Origin of the sequence: Lelliottia wanjuensis (assembly GCF_030238365.1) — a bacterium.
Taxonomy (GTDB): domain Bacteria; phylum Pseudomonadota; class Gammaproteobacteria; order Enterobacterales; family Enterobacteriaceae; genus Enterobacter; species Enterobacter wanjuensis.
This window is the reverse complement of the sequence record NZ_JASSOT010000063.1, coordinates 84,530-107,281: the sequence shown is the minus strand read 5'-3', so window position 1 is coordinate 107,281 and position 22,752 is coordinate 84,530. Positions and strand designations below refer to the sequence as shown.

Annotated in this window: 22 protein-coding genes; 13 read left to right on the top strand and 9 right to left on the bottom strand. The window is 56.7% G+C overall.

The window, feature by feature from the left end; all coding sequences use genetic code 11:
* Window positions 1-49 precede the first annotated feature (49 nt).
* The 4 genes from tsaB to rnd all read left to right on the top strand — a co-directional run bounded on the left by tsaB (window position 50) and on the right by rnd (window position 4,456).
* A complete protein-coding gene (gene tsaB, locus QQF33_RS14300; protein WP_285158008.1) occupies window positions 50-745 on the top strand; it encodes a tRNA (adenosine(37)-N6)-threonylcarbamoyltransferase complex dimerization subunit type 1 TsaB in 696 nt (231 codons plus the stop codon).
* 37 nt (window positions 746-782) lie between these two features.
* Entirely contained in the window at window positions 783-1,367 is a 585-nt protein-coding gene (locus QQF33_RS14295) for a Slp family lipoprotein (RefSeq protein WP_282494606.1), read from the top strand.
* Between the two features lie 203 nt (window positions 1,368-1,570).
* Window positions 1,571-3,256 carry a long-chain-fatty-acid--CoA ligase FadD gene (fadD, locus tag QQF33_RS14290; protein ID WP_282494605.1) on the top strand — a complete coding sequence of 562 codons (1,686 nt, stop codon included), beginning with the start codon at window positions 1,571-1,573 and terminating at the stop codon, window positions 3,254-3,256.
* A gap of 72 nt (window positions 3,257-3,328) precedes the next feature.
* Entirely contained in the window at window positions 3,329-4,456 is a 1,128-nt protein-coding gene (gene rnd / locus QQF33_RS14285) for a ribonuclease D (protein ID WP_285149580.1), read from the top strand.
* 106 nt (window positions 4,457-4,562) lie between these two features.
* Here the strand turns inward: rnd and minE are convergent, their stop codons facing one another.
* The 3 genes from minE to minC are packed head-to-tail and all read right to left on the bottom strand — an operon-like array spanning window position 4,563 to window position 6,379.
* Window positions 4,563-4,832, bottom strand: coding sequence for a cell division topological specificity factor MinE (minE, locus tag QQF33_RS14280; RefSeq protein WP_010432714.1), 270 nt, complete (start codon window positions 4,830-4,832; stop codon window positions 4,563-4,565).
* A gap of 3 nt (window positions 4,833-4,835) precedes the next feature.
* The gene (gene minD, locus QQF33_RS14275; protein ID WP_282494603.1) at window positions 4,836-5,648 is read right to left on the bottom strand and encodes a septum site-determining protein MinD; all 813 of its coding nucleotides are present in this window, start codon (window positions 5,646-5,648) and stop codon (window positions 4,836-4,838) included.
* Window positions 5,649-5,671: 23 nt separating this feature from the next.
* Window positions 5,672-6,379, bottom strand: a complete 708-nt coding sequence (gene minC, locus QQF33_RS14270; protein ID WP_285149563.1) for a septum site-determining protein MinC — start codon at window positions 6,377-6,379, stop codon at window positions 5,672-5,674.
* 123 nt (window positions 6,380-6,502) lie between these two features.
* Between minC and QQF33_RS14265 the strand changes: the two genes are divergently transcribed.
* From QQF33_RS14265 to QQF33_RS14255, 3 genes are all read left to right on the top strand, one after another.
* Window positions 6,503-6,778, top strand: a complete 276-nt coding sequence (locus tag QQF33_RS14265) for a YcgL domain-containing protein (protein WP_282494601.1) — start codon at window positions 6,503-6,505, stop codon at window positions 6,776-6,778.
* 47 nt (window positions 6,779-6,825) lie between these two features.
* Window positions 6,826-7,485, top strand: coding sequence for a fumarylacetoacetate hydrolase family protein (locus QQF33_RS14260; RefSeq protein WP_285149565.1), 660 nt, complete (start codon window positions 6,826-6,828; stop codon window positions 7,483-7,485).
* A gap of 93 nt (window positions 7,486-7,578) precedes the next feature.
* Complete coding sequence (locus QQF33_RS14255) at window positions 7,579-8,022, top strand: YcgN family cysteine cluster protein (protein WP_095282330.1); 444 nt, start codon at window positions 7,579-7,581, stop codon at window positions 8,020-8,022.
* A gap of 106 nt (window positions 8,023-8,128) precedes the next feature.
* On the opposite strand, the gene dsbB is transcribed toward QQF33_RS14255, so the two are convergent.
* Both dsbB and nhaB read right to left on the bottom strand, forming a co-directional pair.
* Window positions 8,129-8,659 carry a disulfide bond formation protein DsbB gene (gene dsbB / locus QQF33_RS14250; RefSeq protein WP_095282329.1) on the bottom strand — a complete coding sequence of 177 codons (531 nt, stop codon included), beginning with the start codon at window positions 8,657-8,659 and terminating at the stop codon, window positions 8,129-8,131.
* A 144-nt stretch (window positions 8,660-8,803) separates the two neighbouring features.
* Window positions 8,804-10,342, bottom strand: coding sequence for a sodium/proton antiporter NhaB (nhaB, locus tag QQF33_RS14245; protein WP_285149566.1), 1,539 nt, complete (start codon window positions 10,340-10,342; stop codon window positions 8,804-8,806).
* A gap of 201 nt (window positions 10,343-10,543) precedes the next feature.
* Between nhaB and fadR the strand changes: the two genes are divergently transcribed.
* Window positions 10,544-11,263: a fatty acid metabolism transcriptional regulator FadR gene (gene fadR / locus QQF33_RS14240; RefSeq protein WP_282494597.1), complete on the top strand. Its 720-nt coding sequence runs from the start codon at window positions 10,544-10,546 to the stop codon at window positions 11,261-11,263.
* Between the two features lie 119 nt (window positions 11,264-11,382).
* Here fadR and QQF33_RS14235 read toward each other — a convergent pair whose 3' ends face one another.
* Window positions 11,383-12,915 (bottom strand): SpoVR family protein, encoded by a 1,533-nt coding sequence (locus QQF33_RS14235; protein ID WP_285144285.1) that lies wholly within the window; start codon window positions 12,913-12,915, stop codon window positions 11,383-11,385.
* Window positions 12,916-13,238: 323 nt separating this feature from the next.
* On the opposite strand from QQF33_RS14235, the gene QQF33_RS14230 reads away from it, so the two are divergent.
* Together QQF33_RS14230 and dadX are read left to right on the top strand one after the other, a co-directional pair.
* Window positions 13,239-14,537 (top strand): D-amino acid dehydrogenase, encoded by a 1,299-nt coding sequence (locus QQF33_RS14230; RefSeq protein WP_285144286.1) that lies wholly within the window; start codon window positions 13,239-13,241, stop codon window positions 14,535-14,537.
* Between the two features lie 12 nt (window positions 14,538-14,549).
* Window positions 14,550-15,620 carry a catabolic alanine racemase DadX gene (gene dadX / locus QQF33_RS14225; RefSeq protein ID WP_285158007.1) on the top strand — a complete coding sequence of 357 codons (1,071 nt, stop codon included), beginning with the start codon at window positions 14,550-14,552 and terminating at the stop codon, window positions 15,618-15,620.
* A 114-nt stretch (window positions 15,621-15,734) separates the two neighbouring features.
* Here dadX and QQF33_RS14220 read toward each other — a convergent pair whose 3' ends face one another.
* Window positions 15,735-17,468 (bottom strand): potassium/proton antiporter, encoded by a 1,734-nt coding sequence (locus QQF33_RS14220; protein ID WP_285158006.1) that lies wholly within the window; start codon window positions 17,466-17,468, stop codon window positions 15,735-15,737.
* Between the two features lie 97 nt (window positions 17,469-17,565).
* The gene (gene ldcA, locus QQF33_RS14215; RefSeq protein WP_285158005.1) at window positions 17,566-18,480 is read right to left on the bottom strand and encodes a muramoyltetrapeptide carboxypeptidase; all 915 of its coding nucleotides are present in this window, start codon (window positions 18,478-18,480) and stop codon (window positions 17,566-17,568) included.
* 111 nt (window positions 18,481-18,591) lie between these two features.
* Here ldcA and emtA point away from each other — a divergent pair, with 111 nt between their 5' ends.
* Window positions 18,592-19,203 carry a membrane-bound lytic murein transglycosylase EmtA gene (emtA, locus tag QQF33_RS14210; protein WP_285158004.1) on the top strand — a complete coding sequence of 204 codons (612 nt, stop codon included), beginning with the start codon at window positions 18,592-18,594 and terminating at the stop codon, window positions 19,201-19,203.
* 37 nt (window positions 19,204-19,240) lie between these two features.
* On the opposite strand, the gene ycgR is transcribed toward emtA, so the two are convergent.
* Window positions 19,241-19,972, bottom strand: a complete 732-nt coding sequence (ycgR, locus tag QQF33_RS14205) for a flagellar brake protein YcgR (RefSeq protein ID WP_282494591.1) — start codon at window positions 19,970-19,972, stop codon at window positions 19,241-19,243.
* A gap of 208 nt (window positions 19,973-20,180) precedes the next feature.
* Here ycgR and QQF33_RS14200 point away from each other — a divergent pair, with 208 nt between their 5' ends.
* The gene (locus tag QQF33_RS14200; RefSeq protein ID WP_282494590.1) at window positions 20,181-20,435 is read left to right on the top strand and encodes a GlsB/YeaQ/YmgE family stress response membrane protein; all 255 of its coding nucleotides are present in this window, start codon (window positions 20,181-20,183) and stop codon (window positions 20,433-20,435) included.
* A gap of 110 nt (window positions 20,436-20,545) precedes the next feature.
* Window positions 20,546-22,648: a TonB-dependent siderophore receptor gene (locus QQF33_RS14195; protein WP_285158003.1), complete on the top strand. Its 2,103-nt coding sequence runs from the start codon at window positions 20,546-20,548 to the stop codon at window positions 22,646-22,648.
* Window positions 22,649-22,752 lie beyond the last annotated feature (104 nt).

Below are 22,752 nucleotides of genomic sequence, written 5' to 3'. Positions count from 1 at the left end.
CTAAGATGCGCGCCATTTTGTGACTGACTATTGCGAGAGCGCGAGACCCATGCGAATTCTGGCTATTGATACCGCTACAGAGGCCTGCTCGGCAGCCCTGTGGGATAACGGTTCCCTCTTTGCCCATTTTGAAGAGTGCCCCCGGGAACATACCCAACGTATTCTGCCGCTGGTGAAAGAGATCCTTCACCAGGGCAACTCCACCTTAACTGAACTCGACGCGCTGGCGTTTGGCCGTGGGCCAGGCAGCTTCACCGGCGTGCGTATCGGGATTGGTATCGCTCAGGGCCTGGCGCTGGGAGCCGATCTGCCGATGATCGGCGTCTCGACGCTGGCGACCATGGCGCAGGGCGCATGGCGCATGACCGGCGCCACACGCGTCCTCGCCGCGATCGACGCCCGCATGGGCGAAGTCTACTGGGCGGAATATACCCGCGATGAGCAGGGCGTCTGGCACGGAGAAGAGACCGAGTCGGTGCTCAAACCTGAGGCCGTTGCTGAACGGTTGAAACACCTTACGGACGAGTGGGCTACAGTCGGTACAGGCTGGCCAGCGTGGCCGGATCTGGCAAAAGACAGCGGTCTCACGTTAGTCGATGGTCAGGTGTTACTTCCGCACGCCGAAGACATGCTGCCGATCGCCTGTCAGCTGCTGGCGGCCGGAAAAACCGTGGCCGTTGAACACGCTGAGCCAGTTTATTTACGAAATGAAGTGGCCTGGAAGAAACTTCCGGGCAGGGCGTGAATCTCAGTAATAAGCACTGAGAAAAGGGAGTCGCATCATGGCGGTTCAAACTAAGGCTGTACGCCTCTTCATAGCGGGCGCTATCGCTGTGGCATTAAGCGGATGTGTCACCGTTCCTGACGCGATCAAAGGGAGCAGTCCAACGCCGCAGCAGGATCTGGTGCGGGTGATGAATGCCCCTGAACTGTACGTCGGTCAGGAAGCGCGCTTCGGCGGTAAAGTGGTGGATATCCAGAACCAGCAGGGTAAAACTCGCCTCGAAATTGCGACGGTACCGCTGGACAGCGGCGCACGACCGACTCTCGGCGAACCGTCGCGCGGGCGCATTTACGCTGACGTGAACGGTTTCCTCGACCCGGTGGATTTCCGCGGTCAGCTGGTGACGGTCGTTGGGCCGATTACCGGTGCGGTGCAGGGCAAAATCGGCAACACGCCGTATAAATTCATGACCATGCAGGCGAACGGCTACAAACGCTGGCACCTCACTCAGCAGGTCATGCTGCCACCGCAGCCAATGGACCCGTGGATGTGGGGACCACACCCATACCGCTATGGCGGCTACGGTGGATGGGGCTGGTACAACCCGGGCCCGGCGCAGGTGCAGACCATCGTTACCGAGTAAGTTACTGTTATATTTAGATAAGAGACAGCGGCTCAGCCGCTGTCTCTGTTTTTTACGGACGAAACACAAAAAAAAGAGTGACGCGCTTCGCAACCTTAAATCCGAACAATTAATAAACTGGTACGCTGAGTTAATATAATGTTAACGAACTGTTTATTATCGGGGTTGTGATGACGACGAACACTCATTTCAGAGGTGATGCATTGAAAAAGGTTTGGCTTAACCGTTATCCCGCAGATGTGCCTGCGGAGATCAATCCTGACCGTTATCAATCCCTGGTTGAATTATTTGAGCACTCGGTTTCGCGCTATGCGGATCAGCCTGCGTTTGTGAACATGGGCGAAGTGATGACCTTCCGCAAACTGGAAGAGCGCAGCCGGGCGTTTGCGGCCTATTTGCAGGAAGGGTTGGGGCTGAAGAAGGGCGACCGCGTCGCGCTGATGATGCCTAACCTGCTTCAGTATCCGGTGGCGCTGTTCGGTATTCTGCGAGCGGGGATGATTGTGGTGAACGTCAACCCGCTCTATACCCCGCGCGAGCTGGAACACCAGCTGAATGATAGCGGTGCGGCGGCGATCGTGATCGTCTCCAACTTTGCCCATACCCTCGAAAAAGTGGTCGATAAGACTCAGGTTCGCCACGTGATCCTGACCCGTATGGGCGATCAGCTTTCGACGGCCAAAGGCACGCTGGTTAACTTTGTCGTCAAATACGTGAAGCGTCTGGTGCCGAAATACCATCTGCCGGATGCCATCTCCTTCCGTCGGGCGCTGCACAGCGGGTATCGCATGCAGTACGTGAAACCGGAAGTGGTGTCAGAGGATCTGGCCTTCCTGCAGTACACCGGCGGCACCACCGGCGTCGCCAAAGGGGCGATGCTGACCCACCGCAACATGCTGGCGAACCTCGAACAGGTGAATGCCACCTACGGCCCGCTGCTGCATCGCGGCAAAGAGCTGGTCGTCACAGCGCTGCCGCTGTATCACATCTTTGCCCTGACCATGAACTGCCTGCTGTTTATCGAGCTGGGCGGACAGAATTTACTCATCACCAACCCGCGCGATATTCCGGGGCTGGTGAAAGAGCTGGCGAAATACCCGTTCACCGCGATGACTGGCGTCAATACGCTGTTCAACGCGCTGCTGAATAACAAAGAGTTCCAGCAGCTCGACTTCTCCACGCTGCACCTCTCTGCGGGCGGCGGGATGCCGGTTCAGCAGGCGGTGGCCGACCGCTGGGTGAAGCTTACCGGGCAGTATCTGCTGGAAGGCTACGGCCTGACGGAGTGCGCGCCGCTGGTCAGCGTGAATCCGCACGACATCGATTATCACAGCGGCAGCATCGGTCTGCCGGTACCGTCGACGGAAGCCAAACTGGTCGACGACGAAGGCAACGAAGTGCCGCACGGCGAGCCGGGTGAATTATGCGTGAAAGGGCCGCAGGTGATGCTCGGCTACTGGCAGCGCCCGGATGCGACGGATGAGATCATCAAAGATGGCTGGCTCTATACGGGCGACATCGCGGTGATGGACGATGAAGGCTTCCTGCGCATTGTCGATCGCAAGAAAGACATGATTCTGGTCTCCGGTTTTAACGTCTATCCAAACGAAATCGAAGACGTGGTGATGCAGCACGAAGGGGTGCAGGAAGTGGCCGCCGTCGGCGTGCCGTCCGGTAGCAGCGGCGAAGCGGTGAAGATCTTTGTGGTCAAAAAAGACGCCTCGCTGAGCGAAGACGAACTGATCGCCTTCTGCCGCCGTCAGCTCACCGGCTACAAAGTGCCGAAGCTGGTGGAGTTCCGCACCGAGCTGCCGAAATCGAACGTCGGGAAGATATTACGACGAGAATTACGTGACGAAGCCCGCGCCAAAGTGGACAATAAAGCCTAAGCTTCGAGTGAGTCGCCATCACACGCCGGTTAGCCGGCGTTTTTTATGGGCGCAAACCAGAGAGAAACCGTTTTGAATTACCAGATGATCACCACCAACGACGAGCTGGCAACGCTGTGCGACGTCACCCGCGACTTTCCCGCCATTGCTCTGGATACCGAGTTTGTTCGTACGCGAACCTACTATCCTCAGTTGGGTTTGATCCAGATGTACGACGGCAAAAAGGTCTCGCTGATTGACCCTCTGGGCATCACGGACTGGACGCCGATGCGCGATCTGCTGCTCGACACGGCGGTCACCAAATATCTGCACGCGGGCAGTGAAGATCTGGAAGTGTTCATGAACACCTTTGGCGTGATGCCAGAGCCGCTGATTGATACGCAAATCCTGGCTGCTTTCTCCGGTCGTCCGCTCTCCTGGGGCTTTGCCGCGATGGTGGAAGAGTACACCGGGATTGCGCTGGATAAGAGCGAATCGCGCACCGACTGGCTGGCCCGTCCGTTGACCGAACGCCAGCTCGACTACGCCGCCGCCGACGTGTTTTATCTCCTGCCAATCTGCGGCCAGCTGATGAAAGCGTGCGAAGAGGCCGGCTGGCTGGACGCGGCGCTGAATGAATGTCGCATGACTCAGCAGCGTCGTCAGGAAGTGCTCGACCCGAAAGACGCCTGGCGCGATATCACCAACGCCTGGCAGCTGCGCACCCGTCAGCTTGCCTGCCTGCAGCTGCTGGCCGACTGGCGTCTGCGCAAAGCGCGCGAGCGCGATCTGGCGGTGAACTTTGTAGTGCGTGAAGAGCACCTGTGGGCCGTGGCGCGCTACATGCCGGGCAGCATGGGCGAGCTGGACAGTATTGGTTTGTCCGGGAGTGAGATCCGCTTCCACGGCAAAACCCTGCTGGCGCTGGTCGCCAAAGCGCAAGAGCTGCCGGAAGACCAACTGCCTGAGCCGCTCCTGAACCTGATGGATATGCCGGGGTATCGCAAAGCCTTTAAAGATATCAAAGCGCTGGTGCTGGAAGTGGGCACAGAAAACAAGGTGAGTCCGGAACTGCTGGCGTCACGCCGTCAGATCAATCAGCTGCTGAACTGGCACTGGAAGTTAAAACCAAACAATGGCCTGCCGGAACTGATCGCGGGCTGGCGCGGGGAACTGATGGGCGAACGTCTGAAAACCCTGCTGGAAAGCTATCCGCAGTAAAAATAGCGTGAGTATGTCGGTTTTGTAGCCCCGGTAAGCGAAGCGCCACCGGGGATTTGCCGGGAGGCGCTGCGCTTACCCGGCCTACAACCGACATGTTTTAATGCTACGGACGCGACTCTTCCGCTTCCGGCAGCGTCACGTTCAGCTCCAGAATCGAAATATCTCCGTCCTTCTGCTCAAGCTGCACGGTGACCATCTCCGGGTCGATCTGCACGTACTTACAAATCACTTCCAGGATGTCTTTGCGCAGCTGCGGCAAATAGTGAGGTTCAGCATCGCTGCGGCGACGCTCCGCAACGATAATTTGCAGTCGCTCTTTCGCGATGTTGGCGGTGCTTTTTTTCCGCGAGAGAAAAAAGTCCAGTAATGCCATAACTTATCCTCCGAACAGGCGTTTGAGGAAACCTTTCTTCTCTTCTTCAATGAAGCGGAAAGGACGATCTTCTCCCAGCAGACGGTCAACGGTATCAGCGTAGGCTTTACCCGCGTCTGCCATCGTATCAAGGATCACCGGCTCACCCTGGTTAGAGGCGCGCAGCACAGACTGATCTTCCGGAATCACGCCGACCAGTTTGATGCGCAGGATCTCCAGCACATCTTCCATGCTCAGCATGTCACCTTTGTTGACGCGGCCCGGATTGTAGCGGGTCAGCAGCAGGTGCTCTTTAATCGGGTCCTGGCCATTTTCTGCACGACGAGATTTCGACGCCAGAATGCCCAGAATACGGTCGGAGTCACGCACGGACGACACTTCGGGGTTGGTGGTGATGATGGCTTCGTCAGCGAAGTACAGCGCCATCAGCGCGCCCGTTTCGATACCAGCAGGGGAGTCGCAGACCACAAAGTCGAACTCCATCTTCTTCAGCTCGTCGAGCACTTTCTCCACGCCTTCACGGGTCAGCGCATCTTTGTCGCGCGTCTGAGAGGCCGGGAGAATAAAGAGGTTTTCCGTGCGCTTATCTTTGATAAGCGCCTGGTTTAAGGTCGCATCACCCTGGATGACGTTAACGAAGTCATACACCACGCGACGCTCGCAGCCCATGATCAGGTCGAGGTTACGCAGGCCGATATCGAAATCGATAACAACTGTCTTCTTTCCCTTCTGGGCCAAACCAGTAGCGATGGCCGCGCTGGAGGTGGTCTTGCCAACGCCTCCTTTACCCGAAGTCACAACAATAATGCGTGCCATAGAAATTCCTTGTTAAAAAGGGATCAATTCAACGGTTGAACAGTCAAAGCGTTCTCTGCCAGACGCAGTCGTGCCGCTTTGCCATAAAATTCGGCTGGGATCTTGTCACTCAGCCAATATTCTCCTGCGATGGAAACCAGTTCCGCCGTCAGGTTAGTACAGAAAATTTGCGCATCCCGATCGCCACTGGCACCTGCCAGCGCGCGTCCCCGCATCATACCGTAGACGTGAATGTTGCCATCGGCAATCAGCTCAGCGCCAGCGCTGACGTGGCTTGTCACAATCAGATCACAGTTTGGTGCATAAATGCGCTGACCGGAACGAACCGGCACATCAATCATTCGCGTTTTTGTGATAGCGGTAACATTTTGCGCGGGCGGTGGGGGAGTCGGAGCGGCTTTTGGCACAGAACGCGCCGATTTTTCTTTGCCTTCAGTGAGAAGGGGCAGACCGGCGCGCTCGATTTCATCTTTCAGTCGGGCATCTTTACAGCCGCTGATACCGACAATTCGCAGCCCGGTCGAGGCAACCGCCTGCTGCAGATGCTGCCAGTTCACAGGCGCGTCCAGACCGCTGACGTTCACCACCACGGGGGCGTGTTTCAGAAAAGCGGGTGCCTGCGCGATTTTGTCTTCTAACGCCTGACGAATAACCTCGGGTTTTGCATCATGCAAATGAACCACTGATAAGGTGAAGCTACTGCCTTTAAGCTCGATGGGCGTGTTTGACATCCTGGCCTTACTCAATTTGCTGTTAATCGCAGCACATTCGTTGCGATATTCCGAAGAGTATCAGGCATGTTATAGTCACTGTTATATTGAGGCAAGCAACCACCGATAATTCAGAGTAAAAACATGTTTTGTGTGATCTACAGAAGTACTAAACGCGACCAGACTTATCTTTATGTCGAGAAAAAAGACGATTTTTCCCGCGTGCCGGAAGAATTAATGAAAGGCTTCGGTGCCCCGCAGCTGGCGATGCTGCTGCCGCTGGATGGTCGTAAAAAACTGGTGAATGCCGATCTGGAAAAAGTGAAAACCGCGCTGAAAGAACAGGGCTATTATTTACAGCTGCCGCCACCTCCTGAGAATTTATTAAAACAGCATCTCGCGGGTGACGGAAAAAAATAACCCCGGCCAACTCCGTGGGTGACATATCAACCGTTTAGGGGACGAGCATGTATCAACATCACAACTGGCAAGGCGCATTACTGGATTATCCCGTGAGCAAAGTGGTCTGCGTCGGCAGCAACTATGCGAAGCACATTCAGGAAATGGGCAGTGCCGTGCCAGAAGAGCCTGTGTTGTTTATCAAGCCGGAAACGGCGCTCTGCGATATCCGCCAGCCGCTGGCGCTACCGCAAGGGCTGGGGTCGGTTCACCACGAAGTCGAACTGGCGGTGCTGATTGGCGGCACGCTGCGTCAGGCCTCCGAAGAGCACGTGCAGAAAGCGATTGCGGGCTACGGCGTTGCATTGGATCTGACCTTACGCGACGTGCAGGGCAAAATGAAGAAGGCGGGGCAGCCGTGGGAAAAAGCCAAAGGCTTTGATAATTCCTGCCCGATCTCCGGTTTTATCCCGGCCGCCGAATTCCATTCCGACCCGCAAAACACTCCCCTGAGCCTGAAAATTAACGGTGACGTGCGTCAGCAGGGCAACACTTTAGACATGATCCACAAGATCCTGCCGCTGATTGCCTACATGAGCCGCTACTTCACCCTCAAACCGGGCGATGTGATCCTCACCGGCACGCCGGAAGGCGTCGGCCCGCTGACCAGCGGCGACGAACTGGAGATTGGGTTTAACGGGCAATCCGTTAAGACTCGCGTGCTGTAAAACCCCCTTGCCGCCGTTATTCGGCGGCAAAACTTGCATCCACGTGCCAGACTGGTTATAAGGTGCGCTTTCTTTTGACGTGTGGACATCCCTATGAGCGAAACCCCTTTCTGGCAAAGCAAGACTCTCGACGAAATGACCGACGTGGAGTGGGAATCGCTGTGTGACGGCTGCGGGCAGTGCTGCCTGCACAAGCTGATGGACGAAGACACGGACGAAATCTACTTCACCAACGTTGCCTGCAAGCAGCTGAATATCAAAACCTGTCAGTGCCGTAACTACGAGCGCCGTTTCGAGTACGAGCCGGATTGCATCAAGCTGACCCGCGACAATCTCCCGACCTTTGAATGGCTGCCGCACACCTGCGCGTATCGTCTGCTGGCGGAAGGGAAAGGATTGCCGGACTGGCACCCGCTGCTGACGGGCTCAAAAGCGGCGATGCACGGCGAGCGTATCTCGGTGAGACATATTGCGGTGAAAGAGTCTGAAGTGCAGGACTGGGAAGACCATATTCTCAACCATCCTAAACGTGCATAAATAAAAAACCCGCCGAGGCGGGTTTTTTGTTGGGGGTTGGGCGGTGTGTACGGTGCGGCCTGTTGCCCTCACCCCGGCCCTCTCCCACGGGAGAGGGAGAAAACACTTATCTTCCAAACAAATCGCGTTTTTTCGGTTTGAACGGCTGGGCAATCAGCACCAGCAGCGCTATCACGAAGTAGGCGACGAAAATACCGACCAGCCACTGCGGCATCTCCAGCGTCAGAAATTCCCACTGACGAACAGAGCAGTCACCGGAGGCAACAAACACCTGCGGCAGCCATTTGTCCAGCGGCAGCCAGCTCGGGAAGCGGGCGGCAAAATCGCAGGTCATAAATGGCGACGGATGCAGCTGCATCATAGTGTGCTGCCAGGCCAGCTCAATGCCTTTCCAGGCACTGTACAACCAAATGGCGATCCCGGCATAACGCAGTGGGGATTTCGGCGCAATTGCCCCGACCAGACCCGCACCCATGATGCCGAACAGCGCACAACGTTCGTAAATACACAACACACAAGGTTTCAGCAACATCACATGCTGGAACCACAGCGCTACCATTTCCAGCGCAAAGGCGGTCAGGGCCATCAACAACCACGCTCCGCGACCGCGAGAGCACTGGTTCAAAAATCGCAACATAATCATTTCCCTGGAACAGGCTTAGAAAGCGCAGTGTAAACCAAAACGCTTTAAGCGCCAGATCCACCTGGCAAAATAAAACGTAATTGGATGTTTATAATGCAGAAAGTCAAACCGGGCAGCGAACTGCCCGAATTCAGGGACTTAATGCGCGGCCAGTATACCTATATGCAACAACCATTGCGTATAAGGAATGAGGGTAAATTTGACGCACAGCAAACCGACCAGCGTTAATACCAGCGTATACGGCAGCGCCATCCACACCATCCGCCCGTAAGAGAGACGAATCAGCGGGGCCAGCGCCGAGGTCAGCAGGAACAGGAACGCCGCCTGGCCGTTCGGTGTCGCCACCGACGGCAGATTGGTGCCGGTATTGATCGCCACCGCCAGCAGCTCAAACTGATTAATGCTGATAACGCCATGCTCCAGCGCGGATTTGGCTTCGTTGATATACACCGACCCGACAAACACGTTATCAGAAATGGATGAGAGCAGGCCGTTAAACAGATAAAACAGCGACAGCTGCGAGTCTGGAGACGCCCGCAGAACAAAGTCGATAATCGGCGAAAACAGCTGCTGATCGACAATCACCGCCACAATGGCAAAAAACACCGCCAGCAGGGCGGTAAAGGGCAGTGCCTCGGTAAAAGCTTTGCCGATGGCATGTTCATCGGTCACGCCGGTAAACGAGGTGGCGAGAATAATCACCGACAGGCCAATCAGCCCGACCTCCGCCAGGTGAAACGCCAGGGCGATGATCAGCCACACGCCGATGACACCCTGCGCTATCAGGGCCAGCTTCTCCTGACGCGTGCGCTGGCGACGGCTTTTCAGATCAAACTCGTGCAGCACGTCGCGCACCGGCCCCGGCAGCTGTGCGCCATACCCGAAGCTTTTGGTTTTTTCCAGCAGCACGCAGGTGACTAAACCGCAGAAAAAGACCGGAACACTCACCGGCGCGATGCGCAGGAAGAACTCTGTAAAGTTCCAGCCCGCCGCTTTGGCGATAATCAGATTTTGCGGCTCGCCGACCATGGTCATCACGCCGCCGAGCGCGGTACCGACGCCCGCGTGCATCATCAGGCTGCGCAAGAATGCGCGGAATTGTTCCAGCACCTCGCGCTTCGGCGTTTCAATCTGGCTGTCATCCTGCAGATCGCTCTCGGGTTTAGACGACACCACGCGATGATAAATGGCGTAAAAACCGACCGCGACGCTGATCACGACCGCCACCACCGTCAGCGCATCGAGGAATGCGGAGAGAAACGCGGCGGCGAGACAGAAGGAGAGGGAGAGCACGGTTTTGGACCGAATGCTCAGCAATAACCGCGTGAAGATGAACAGCAGCAGCTGTTTCATAAAGTAGATCCCGGCGACCATAAAGATCAGCAGCAGGAGCACTTCGAGGTTGGTGGCCAGCTCGTGTTTGACGCGCTCGGCGCTGGTCATCCCGATGAACACCGCTTCAATCGCCAGCAGCCCGCCGGGGAGCAGCGGGTAGCATTTCAGCGCCATCGCCAGAGCGAAGATAAACTCCGCCACCAGCAGCCATCCGGCGGTAAATGGCGAAAAGATAAACACCAGCGGGTTGAGGATCAGAAAAGTGAGTAACGTGAGCTTGTACCAGTCGGGAGACTGGCCTAAAAAATTGCGCCACAGGGCGCGTCCATAAGACATTTCCACCAGAGAGTTCCTTCCTCGCCAAAGTTAAGCAAAACATTATTATACGCACAATTTGCATGAATAACGGTCACGCAGCGGGGACGGGTATTTAACAGAAATGAAACGGCGATCCCTTTTTTCCCGCGTCGCTGCGCTACCTGCGCCTGTCAGCCTCTGGTATGATGAGTGAATTAGCTAAAGCTGTGTAATGGAAATCTCACTATGGTCATAAAGGCGCAAAGCCCGGCGGGTTTCGCTGAAGAGTACATCATTGAAAGCATCTGGAATAACCGTTTCGCCCCTGGAACGATCCTTCCCGCTGAACGTGAACTTTCTGAACTGATTGGCGTAACACGTACCACTTTACGCGAAGTTCTTCAGCGTCTGGCACGTGATGGCTGGTTGACGATTCAACACGGCAAACCGACCAAAGTGAATAACTTCTGGGAAACGTCGGGTCTGAATATTCTTGAAACGCTCGCCCGTCTCGATCATGAGAGCGTTCCGCAGCTGATCGATAATCTGCTGTCGGTGCGCACCAACATTTCCACCATCTTTATCCGCACCGCATTCCGTCAGCACCCTGATAAGGCGCTGGAAGTGCTGGCAACCGCCTCTGCGGTTGACGATCACGCAGATGCCTTCGCGACGCTGGATTACAACATTTTCCGCGGTCTGGCGTTTGCCTCGGGCAACCCGATTTACGGGCTGATCCTCAACGGCATGAAAGGGCTCTATACCCGCATTGGTCGTCATTACTTCGCCAATCCGGAAGCGCGCAGCCTGGCGCTCGGTTTCTACCACAAGCTGAGTGAGCTCTGCACCGAAGGTCTGCACGATCAGGTTTACGAAACGGTGCGCCGTTACGGCCACGACAGTGGCGAGATCTGGCACCGGATGCAGAAGAATCTGCCGGGCGATTTGGCGATTCACGGTCATTGAAAATAAAAAACCTCTCTTTCGAGAGGTTTTTTTTGCCCGACGACGATGCATTTTGTAGGCCGGGTAAGGCGTCAGCCGCCACCCGGCAAACAGGCCGCAGAGAGTCAACCCGGCACCCATCACAACGTGTTAGCCCGCGCCGGACACCGCTCCAGCAACTCCACGCTACCGTCCTCGTTCTGCTGCTCCATCAGCACGTCAAACCCCCACAGGCGATGAACATGCTTGAGCACCTCTTTACGTCCTTTATCCAGCGGCGCGCGGTTGTGCGGAATATAGCGCAGCGTCAGCGAGCGATCGCCGCGTAAATCCACGTTCCACACCTGAATATTCGGCTCCAGATTGCTCAGATTGTACTGAGAAGAGAGACGCGAGCGGATCTCACGATACCCCTCTTCGTTATGAATCGCCGAAATCTCCAGGTAGTTATTCCGGTCGTCGTCCAGCACCGTGAAGAAGCGGAAATCACGCATGATTTTCGGCGACATAAACTGGCTGATAAAGCTCTCGTCCTTAAAGTCGCGCATCGCGAAATGCAGCGTCTCCAGCCAGTCGGACCCGGCAATGTCCGGGAACCAGTATTTATCCTCTTCCGTCGGCGACTGACAGATGCGTTTGATATCCTGGAACATCGCAAAGCCGAGGGCATACGGGTTAATCCCACTGTACCACGGGCTGTTGTACGGCGGCTGGAACACCACGTTAGTGTGGCTGTGCAAAAACTCGAGCATAAACCGCTCGGTCACTTTGCCTTCGTCATACAGGTGATTGAGGATGGTGTAGTGCCAGAACGTCGCCCAGCCCTCGTTCATCACCTGGGTCTGTTTTTGCGGATAAAAATACTGGCTCACCTTACGCACGATACGCAAGATTTCCCGCTGCCAGGGTTCAAGCAGCGGCGCATTTTTTTCCATAAAGTAGAGTAAGTTCTCCTGCGGCTCAGACGGATAACGCCGCGCTTCGGCGATCGTCTTCTCCTCTTCGCGTTTCGGCAGGGTACGCCACAGCATATTCACCTGGCTTTGCAGATACTCTTCGCGACTTTTCTGCCGCGCTTTCTCCTCCTGCAGGGAGATTTTTTGCGGACGTTTGTAGCGGTCAACGCCGTAATTCATCAGCGCGTGACAGGAGTCGAGCAGTTTCTCCACCTCATCCACGCCGTAACGCTCTTCGCATTCGGTAATGTATTTCCGCGCGAAGATCAGGTAATCGACAATCGAGCTGGCATCGGTCCAGCTGCGGAACAGATAGTTATTTTTAAAGAACGAGTTGTGCCCGTAACAGGCGTGCGCCATCACCAGCGCCTGCATGGTAATGGTGTTCTCTTCCATCAGATAAGCGATACACGGGTTGGAGTTAATGACGATCTCATACGCCAGGCCCTGCTGGCCGTGCTTGTAGAGCCGCTCTGTCTCAATGAATTTCTTGCCGAACGACCAGTGCGGATAGTTGATCGGCATCCCGACGCTGGAGTAGGCGTCCATCATCTGTTCGGAGGTAATGACTTCGATCTGGTGCGGATAGGTGTCCAGCCGATACAGCTTCGCTACCCGGTCGATCTCGGCCAGATAGACATCCAGCAGCTCGAAGGTCCAGTCGGGTCCATCGCTGAGACGAGTGCTGTCCTTGGATATGGAGTCAAGTGTAGCCATTAGCGCGCCCTCGTTATTGATAGCTCTCTCTGATCTGGAGAACCTCTTTTCAAGCATAGATCAACGCATTGAAAAGCGTGCTGACACAGAAATTTTTTCTTTGCGATTTCCCGTTTTCGATCCCGCAGGAAACGGGTGTCTCGCAGAATATTCTGCTGGCTAAAAAGAGCGCGCAGGAAAAGATCCTAAATAACCGCTATCCCCGCTGGCTGGGGAAGATGTGAGATAAGTCACCATAAAAAAGTCGTATGTTGAATAATATTTTCAACTAGGTTATCAATCTGTAATTAGAAGATTGTTCTTTTGCTCATAACGGAGTGGCTATGCGAGTTGTCATACTGGGAAGTGGGGTTGTCGGCGTCACCAGCGCCTGGTATTTAAGTCAGGCAGGGCATGAGGTGACGGTCATCGATCGCGAACCGGGACCGGCACTGGAGACCAGCGCGGCTAACGCCGGGCAGATCTCCCCTGGCTATGCGGCTCCGTGGGCGGCTCCGGGCGTACCGCTGAAAGCCATCAAATGGATGTTCCAGCGCCACGCGCCGCTGGCAATCAGCCTCGACGGCACCCAGTTTCAGCTCAAATGGATGTGGCAGATGCTGCGCAACTGCGACACGCGCCATTACATGGAAAACAAAGGCCGCATGGTGCGTCTGGCGGAGTACAGCCGCGACTGCCTGAAAGAGCTACGCCACTCCACCGGAATTGAATACGAAGGACGGCAGGGCGGCACGCTCCAGCTGTTCCGCACCGCGCAGCAGTATGAAAACGCCACCCGCGATATCGCCGTGTTGCAGGATGCGGGCGTGCCGTATCAGCTGCTCGAAGCCAGTCAGCTGGCGCAGGTGGAACCGGCGCTGGCAGAAGTGGCACACAAACTGACGGGCGGGTTGCGTCTGCCGAACGACGAAACCGGCGACTGCCAGCTCTTTACCCAGCGTCTGGCGAAGATGTGCGAGCAGGCGGGCGTGACGTTCCGCTACAACACCGCTGTCGATAAGCTCCTGTACGAAAGCGAAAAAATCTACGGCGTGAAGTGCGGCGAGGAAGTGATCAAAGCCGATGCCTACGTCATGGCGTTCGGTTCCTACTCCACGGCGATGCTGAAAGGCATTCTCGATATTCCGGTCTATCCACTCAAGGGCTACTCGCTGACCATTCCGGTGAAAGAGGACAACGGTGCGCCGGTTTCAACTATCCTTGATGAAACCTACAAAATCGCCATTACCCGTTTCGATGACCGAATTCGCGTCGGCGGCATGGCGGAGATTGTCGGCTTTAACACGGAATTGCTGCAACCGCGCCGCGAAACCCTGGAGATGGTGGTGCGCGATCTGTTCCCGCGCGGGGGCTTTGTCGAGCAGGCCACGTTCTGGACCGGTTTACGTCCTATGACCCCGGACGGCACGCCGATTGTCGGCCGCACGCCGTTTAAGAACTTATGGACCAACACCGGCCACGGAACCCTGGGCTGGACCATGGCCTGCGGTTCGGGTCAGCTGCTGAGTGATTTGATCTCGGGCCGCACCCCGGCGATTCCGTTTGATGACTTAAGCGCCGCGCGCTATCAGTCCGGATTCACGCCATCTCGCCCGCAGCATCTGCATGGCGCGCATAATTAACAAGGAGCTGTCATGTCCCGTCCTATTCTGGCTCAGCTGGATCTGCAGGCGCTGAAAAACAACCTGCAGATTGTCCGCCGTGCTGCGCCGGGCTCTCGCGTCTGGTCGGTGGTGAAAGCCAACTGCTACGGCCACGGAATTGAGTCCATCTGGAGTGCGCTCAGTGCGACGGATGGTTTTGCCCTGCTGAATCTGGAAGAGGCGATCCTGCTGCGCGAGCGCGGCTGGAAAGGGCCGATCCTGCTGCTCGAAGGTTTCTTCCACGCCGATGAGCTGCCGCTGCTGGATAAGTACCGTCTGACCACCAGCGTGCACAGCAACTGGCAAATCAAAGCCCTGCAAAATGCCAAACTCCACGCGCCGCTGGACATCTATTTGAAAGTGAACAGCGGCATGAACCGTCTCGGCTTCCAGCCGGATCGTGTCCATACGGTGTGGCAACAGCTGCGGGCCCTGAAAAACGTCGGCGAGATGACGCTGATGGCGCACTTCGCCGACGCCGAAAAGCCGGACGGCATCAACGATGCGATGGTGCGTATCAACCAGGCGGCAGAAGGGCTGGAGTGCGCCCGTTCCCTGTCGAACTCCGCCGCCACGCTCTGGCACCCGGAAGCTCATTATGACTGGGTGCGGCCGGGGATTATTCTCTACGGCGCGTCGCCGTCGGGCCAGTGGCAGGACATTGCCAACAGCGGCCTGAAACCGGTGATGACCTTGCGCAGTGAAATTATCGGTATTCAGACGTTAAAAGCGGGCGACACCGTGGGGTATGGAAGCCGCTATCGCTCGACGGGCGAGCAGCGTATCGGCATCGTGGCGGGCGGCTATGCGGACGGTTATCCGCGCATCGCTCCAACGGGCACACCGGTGTGGATCGACGGAGTACGTACCGGCACCGTCGGCACGGTTTCGATGGATATGATGGCGGTGGATCTCACCCCGTGTCCGCAGGCAGGCATCGGTTCGCCGGTGGAGCTGTGGGGGAACGAGGTTAAAGTGGATGACGTGGCCGCAGCGGCGGGGACGGTGGGGTACGAGTTGTTGACCGCTTTGGCTCCGCGCGTGCCGGTTGTGACGGTGTAACTTCTTGCCGGATGGCGGCTTCGCCTTATCCGGCCTACGGTTCTGGTTTCCCCCTCTCCCTGTGGGAGAGGGCCGGGGTGAGGGCACCAGACCGCACTTTACCCGGCAATAAACCTACTCCGGCTCATCCTCCATCGGACGCACACCCACTTTCCGCACCGCGTTATCTTCTTTCTCGGCGACGGTCCAGATCATCCCGGCAAACTCCACCTGGTCACCCACGACCGGGGCCGCACCCAACAACTGCTGCACAATCTCGCCCAGCGTCTGCTGCTTATCGCGATACTCCAGCCCTTCGTCCAGGCCGTAAATCAACGCCACGTCGGCAAACTTCGCGTTGGCTTCCAGAATAAAATCGCCGAAGAAACGCTGGTCCAGCGCCACCGGCGGCGACTGGCTGAACAGTTTCCCGAGCGCTGGCAGATCCGTTTCACGCCCAATCACGCAGAGAATATCCCCCTCGCGCAGGCGGGTGCTGCCCGTCGGGTGCAGCAGGGCGTTATCGCGAAACAGCGCCGCAATCCGCGTTTCCGTCGGCATATGCAGGTCGCGAAGCGACGCGCCCACGCACCATTTATCGGCGCTCAGCTGATAAACAAACTGCTCCCACGGGTTTTCCGGATGAATATCCAGCCCGACGCGTGAAACCGGCAGCCCAACCGGCGGCACCACCACTTTGGCTTTTTTCGCCGCCCATCCGAGAGACGTCCCCTGGAACAAGAGCGATACCAGCACCACGAAGAAGGCGACGTTGAAGAACAGGCGGGAGTTATCCAGACCGGCCATCATCGGGAAGACCGCCAGAATGATCGGCACCGCCCCGCGCAGGCCCACCCAACTGATAAATATCCGCTCGCGCAGGTTAAACCCGCGGAACGGCAGCAGCCCGGCGAACACCGACAGCGGACGGGCGAAGAAGATCATCCACGCCGAAAGAATTAGCGCTGGAATCGCAATCGGCAGCAGATCCGACGGCGTCACCAGCAGTCCGAGCACCAGGAACATGCCGATTTGCGCCAGCCACGCCAGGCCGTCGAAGTTCTGCAAAATGGCGTGGCGGTTGCGGATCGGACGATTGCCCAGCAGGAAGCCGCAGAGATAAACGGCGAGAATACCGCTGCCGTCCATCGCCGTGGTGAGGGAGAAAATCAGGATCCCGCCGCTCAGGGCCAGCAGCGGATACAGCCCGGCAGGCAGGGAGATACGGTTAATCATCTGCTGCAGCAGATACCCGCCGGAAAGGCCAATCACAATCCCGAGGCCAAACTGCTGGAGAATATGCCAGGCAAACATCCAGCTCAGGCCGGTTTCGTGCGCCTGAATCATCTCGATCAGCGTGATAGTGAGAAACACCGCCATCGGATCGTTGCTGCCGGATTCAATCTCCAGCGTCGAGCCAACGCGTTCGTTCAGCCCTTTACCGCCGAGCAGAGAAAAGACCGCCGCCGCATCGGTCGAGCCGACAATGGCGCCGATCAGCAAGCCTTCCATAATATTCAGATGAAACAGCCAGGCGGCCATCATCCCGGTCAGGCCGGAAGTAATCAGAACGCCAACGGTCGCCAGCGACAGCGCCGGGCCGAGTGCCACGCGAAAGGAGCTGGCCTGGGTGCGCATCCCGCCGTCCAGCAAAATGACCGCCAGCGCGAGGTTACTCACCATGTAGGCGAAGGGATAATTATCGAATGGAATACCGCCGATGCCGTCGATACCCGCGAGCATGCCGATGGCCAGGAAGATAACAAGGATAGGTATGCCGAGACGCGAAGAAAATGAACTTAATAAAATACTGCAGGTTACTAATACTGAACCCAGAATGAAAAGACTGATTATCGCTGCGGCATCCAATGTTGTCTTACTCCCACCTCAATGTTGTGACTGTTACTAAAACCCTATCATATTAACGACAGAAACAGCGTTTTATTGAGGTGGAAATACGGCTTTTTTATGCCTTTAAGACAGGATGACCGCTCAGAGTTAACCGGCTTCCCGCCTGCGAGTGCGAAAGCGTCGCCTGAGCGCCAAGCGGCAGCGTCACCGTCTGCTGTTCATGACCAAACGCCAGCCCGCTGATGACCGGAATATCCACGCGCGTTCGCAGATAATCGATCATCGTTTCAAGCGTATAACCCGCATCGTAATCGTTCGGCGTCGCGCCGCTGAAACTGCCCAACACCACGGCGCGCTGACGGTCGAGAATACCCGCGTGCTTCAGCTGCAACAGCATACGTTCGACGCGGAACGGATGTTCGTTGATGTCTTCCAGCACCAGAATGCCGTTGTCGACTTTAGGCAGCCACGGCGTGCCGACAAGCGACACCAGCATCGCCAGATTGCCGCCCCACAGTTGTCCCTGGGTCTCACACGCCGGGCCATCGCCTTGCCACTCGACGCTAAACGTTGGGTTTTGCAGCGCGCGCCAGAAGTGCTCTTCGGTAAAGGCATTCAGCTCCGGCGCGCCGAAATTCCCCGCCAGCATCGGGCCGCTAAAGGTGATGACGTTATGCAGGGCCAGCAGCCCGAGCTGAATCACCGTGAAATCGCTGTGACCGCAAATCAGCAGCGGGTCCTGCTGCTGACGTCGGGCCAGTCCGTCCCAGTCGATCGCGTCCAGTAAGCGGCTCGCGCCGTACCCGCCGCGCACCGCCAGAATAATCTGGTTTTTCCCCTCGAGGGTGGCCAGGTCGTTGATATCAGCCACTCTTTGCTGTTCAGATCCGGCGAAACGCTGCAGGCGGCGGGGGATAATCGTCTGGTTAGCGACCCTGTGGCCGGACGCTTCCAGGCGCTGCACGCCAAGCCGGGCGGCGTCCTGGTTAATGCAGTACCCGGACGGGGCAACAAGATGAAACTGAGACATGGCAAATCCTTGCTGAATGAGAAACTAAATGCCTATATCATGCCGCCTGTATGCGGTCTGCTTCAAGGGGCGGATGCTTAACCGCGATGATCGGCTATAAGGATAGATGACGTGAAATTGAGATGGTTTGCTTTTTTGATTGTATTGCTGGCGGGCTGTAGTTCAAAACAGGATTATCAAAATCCGCCGTGGAACCCGGAAGTGCCGGTTAAACGCGCGATGCAGTGGATGCCGATCAGCGAACAGGCCGGTAAGGCATGGGGCGTCAGTCCGCGTCTGGTGACGGCGATCATTGCGGTCGAATCCGGCGGCAACCCGACGCTGGTGAGCAAATCCAATGCGGTGGGCCTGATGCAGCTGAAAGCCTCCACCGCCGGGCGCGAAGTTTACCGCTACATGGGCTGGAGCGGGCAGCCGTCCACCAGTGAGCTGAAAAACCCGGAGCGCAATATCTCCATGGGGACCGCCTATCTGAGCATTCTGGAACACGGGGTGCTGAAAGGCATCGAAGATCCGGAAGTGATGCAGTATGCGCTGGTGGTGTCGTACGTGAACGGGGCGGGGGCGTTACTGCGCACCTTCTCGTCGGATCGCAAAAAGGCCATCAGTGAGATTAACGGCATGGACAAAGACGAGTTCTTTGAGCATGTGGTGAACAATCACCCGGCACCACAGGCTCCACGCTATATCTGGAAAGTGCAGAAAGCGATGGACGCCATGTAATGCCGTAGCCGGGCAGCGAGCCGCTGTCCGGCGCGTTTCAGAGCACCTTATTCGCGCGCTCCCGTGCTTCTCGCTCCAGCGAGAAAATAATTCTCTGCAGTTCCCTTTCAGCCCCAGGCCCGACATTTAAAAAGCGAAAGCTCAGCCGCGGTGTGGTAATGGTCTCATTTTTGCTGTCCACCACCTTGCGTTCGCTGATCGCAATCAGCTGCGCGTCAAAGTAAAAACGTCCCCAGCCAGCCATATCCAGTTCAATCTGTGAAAAACGCATCCCTTCAACCAGTCCGTCCGGTCGTGGTGTGTCCATCAGTGCGCCCATCCCGCCGAGTGACAGGTCGAAGAGGCGAAAGCGGATCTCTTTTTTGTCCGGCATTTTGGCCTTACAAAAATAGGAAGGGTGCAGTGGGGCGTTAATACGAAAATACTCCCGGCGCTGGACAAACCACAGGCTGTCCGGCAGCGGAGTAATAAACGCCGGCAGATTGAGATAATCGCCTTGTTCCACATGCGGCAGGACAAATTCAACCTTCGCCCCTTTGGTTTCTGCCAGCACGGAGATGTTTTTCGCGCGCAGTACCGCCCGGTTCTCATACTCCTGGCTGCCGAGGTCAATCACCAGACGCTCCGGTGTCGCTTCCAGGATCCTGCTGATGAACTGATTTGTAGCCCAACTGATGCGCACAGGCACTTCGCCCTTGTGCAGGTCGCGTAATACACCTAATACAGCCAGCGGATTTTGCTTCAGGAACTGCTCACTGTAATTACTCACGCCGAATGGCTCCTCGATTGTCTGACGGACTGTCCCAGAAGTATCGGCAATGGTGAGCGGAACTTAATACAAACCGGTGATTTTTTTTCAAAATTGAGAGGTAATTAAGTCGGTGAGAAGAAAACGGTTTTAGCGCGGTGACCTATACTTAAGTCACTTGCGCGAAACATTTTCAGCGCATGCATTTCATCTGCAAGAGGGCATCGCAATGGGTATCATCGCCTGGATTGTCTTTGGTCTTATCGCCGGCGTTATCGCAAAATTCATTATGCCGGGACGTGATGGTGGCGGTTTCATTCTGACCTGCGTGCTGGGGGTCATCGGTGCGGTAGTCGGCGGCTGGCTGGCGACCATGTTTGGCGTCGGTGGCAGCGTCAGCGGCTTTAATCTGCACAGTTTCCTGGTGGCCGTCGTGGGCGCAATCGTCGTCCTGGCGGTTTTCCGCCTGCTCAGACGGGCATAAACAGCGAAACGGCTCTCACTGAGGGCCGTTTTTTTTGCCCCCATATTGCTTTGTTAATCGAAATGAGAATAATTGTCGTTCTTTGTATCATCTAATAATAAGACGACAATATGAACACCTCGCGTTTTGCAGTATGTGCGTTGGCAGGAGCCGTTTCACTGGCATTGCAAACCTGTGCGTTTGCGGAAGAATCCACGATAGTCGTGACCGGATCAGAGCAGGGTAGCGCGCTCCCGGAGTGGACCAACAGCGCCACCAAATCAGCGGTGGCCGAAAGTAAAACCCCGCAGGTCATCAACACCATTTCCGCCACCGAGATCGAACAGCGCCACGCGAATTCGGTCAACGAAATCCTGCGCTATGCCCCTGGCGTGTCGACGGAAGTGCGCGGCAACACCTCCTACATGAGCGAATATAAAATTCGCGGATTCACCGTCGAGCAGGAGTATTACAACGGCCTGCAGCTGCCGTACAACGTCACCGGGAACACCAAAGCGCGCATCGACCCGCTGCTGATCGAGAGCGTCGATATCCTTAAAGGCCCGGCCTCCGTGCTCTACGGCGGCGGCTCGCCGGGCGGGCTGGTCAATATTCAGGGCAAAAAACCGCAAAAAGCGGCGCAGACGGAAGTGGGCTTTAACACCGGCACGCGTAACCTGAAAGAGGGGTATCTCGACTCCACCGGGCAGATCGCCACCAGCGACTGGAACTACCGTCTTCTGGGTAAAGCGATGGAGGGCGACGATCAGCCGCACACCACCCGCACGGAAAACTATCTGGTGGCCCCGTCCGTCACCTGGCAGCCGGACAGCAAAACGCGCCTGACCCTTGACGCGCTGGCGCAAAACTCCCCGAGCCTGACGCCGTCTAACCCGCTGCCGCTCTCTTACCTGCGCTCGAAATATGCCGATCGCCGCGATTATGCGGGCGACGAGTGGAGCGGTTTCAAACAGCGCCAGTGGATGCTGGGCTACAGCTTTGAACACGAGTTCGACAGCGGCTGGGGCTTTAACCAGAAAGCGCGCTATTTCGACGTGGACACGCACCAGCGCAGCATCTACTCCACCGGGCCGGGCGCACAAGTCTATGAGCTGAACCGCTTTGCCTACACCACCGATGAAGATCTACAGAGCTTTAATATCGATAACCAGATCACCAAAACGCTTGAGCTGGGCGACTGGAAACATCATCTGCTGGCGGGGTTTGACTATCAGAAGCTGAACTCGCACTTCCACTATCGCTACGCGTCGAACACGCCGGGCATCGACATGCGCGACCCGGACTACTCGCAGGTTAACGACGGGGCGCTCGGTCTCTACACCGCGCAGAAAAACCGCCTGAGCTATCAGCAAAACGGCTACTACCTGCAGGACCAGATTGAATTCGGCGGCCTGAACCTGCTCGGCAGTCTGCGCTACGACGACTACCGTTCAGTCACTACCGATTATCTGCAAAACGGTGATAAAGCCTGGGTGTCGCAGGATCGCGTCACCAAACGTCTGGGGGCGCTGTACGCCTTCGAAAACGGCATTTCACCGTTCATCAGCTACTCCGAAGGCTTTGCGCCGGTCTCGCCGCAGGGCACGCTGACGGCGAAAGATGTGAAACCGACCACCAGCAAACAGGTGGAAGGCGGGGTGAAATACCTGCTGGAGGAGTACGCCACCACCTTTACCGCCTCGGTGTTTAACATCCGCCAGAAAAACGTGGTCACTACCGATCCGGGCTTCCTCAATTATCGCCAGACTGGCGAAGTGGAGTCGAAAGGGGCAGAGCTGTCGGCCATCAGCCGTCCAACGGATAACCTGACGCTGATTGCCAACTACGCCTACACCCACGCGATAAACACCGAAGATGAGAAGTACAAAGGCAAACGCCCGACGCAGGTGCCGGAAAACGCCTTTAATCTTTGGGGGGATTACACCTTCGACAGCACGTCGCTGAAAGGACTGAACCTCGGCGCAGGGGCGCGCTACACCGGTCCGATGGAGATCGCGCCGACCAACGATCGGGGCAAACTGGGTGGCACGACGCAGTACGACCTGGCCGCCTCGTATCAGATGGGTGAAATCATGCCGTCGCTGGCCGGGCTGACCCTGAAAGCCAGCGCGCAGAACATCACCAACAAAGAGACCTTCACCTGCTACGACGCGACCAACTGCTGGATTGGGCGGGATCGCACGGTGCAGGTGGGGGCGAGTTATAGCTTCTGAGTTTTCCCCTCGCCCTAACCCTCTCCCTGTGGGAGAGGGAACTCGCTTGCTTTTCTCCCTCTCCCCGTGGGAGAGGGCCGGGGTGAGGGCATCAGACCGCACAA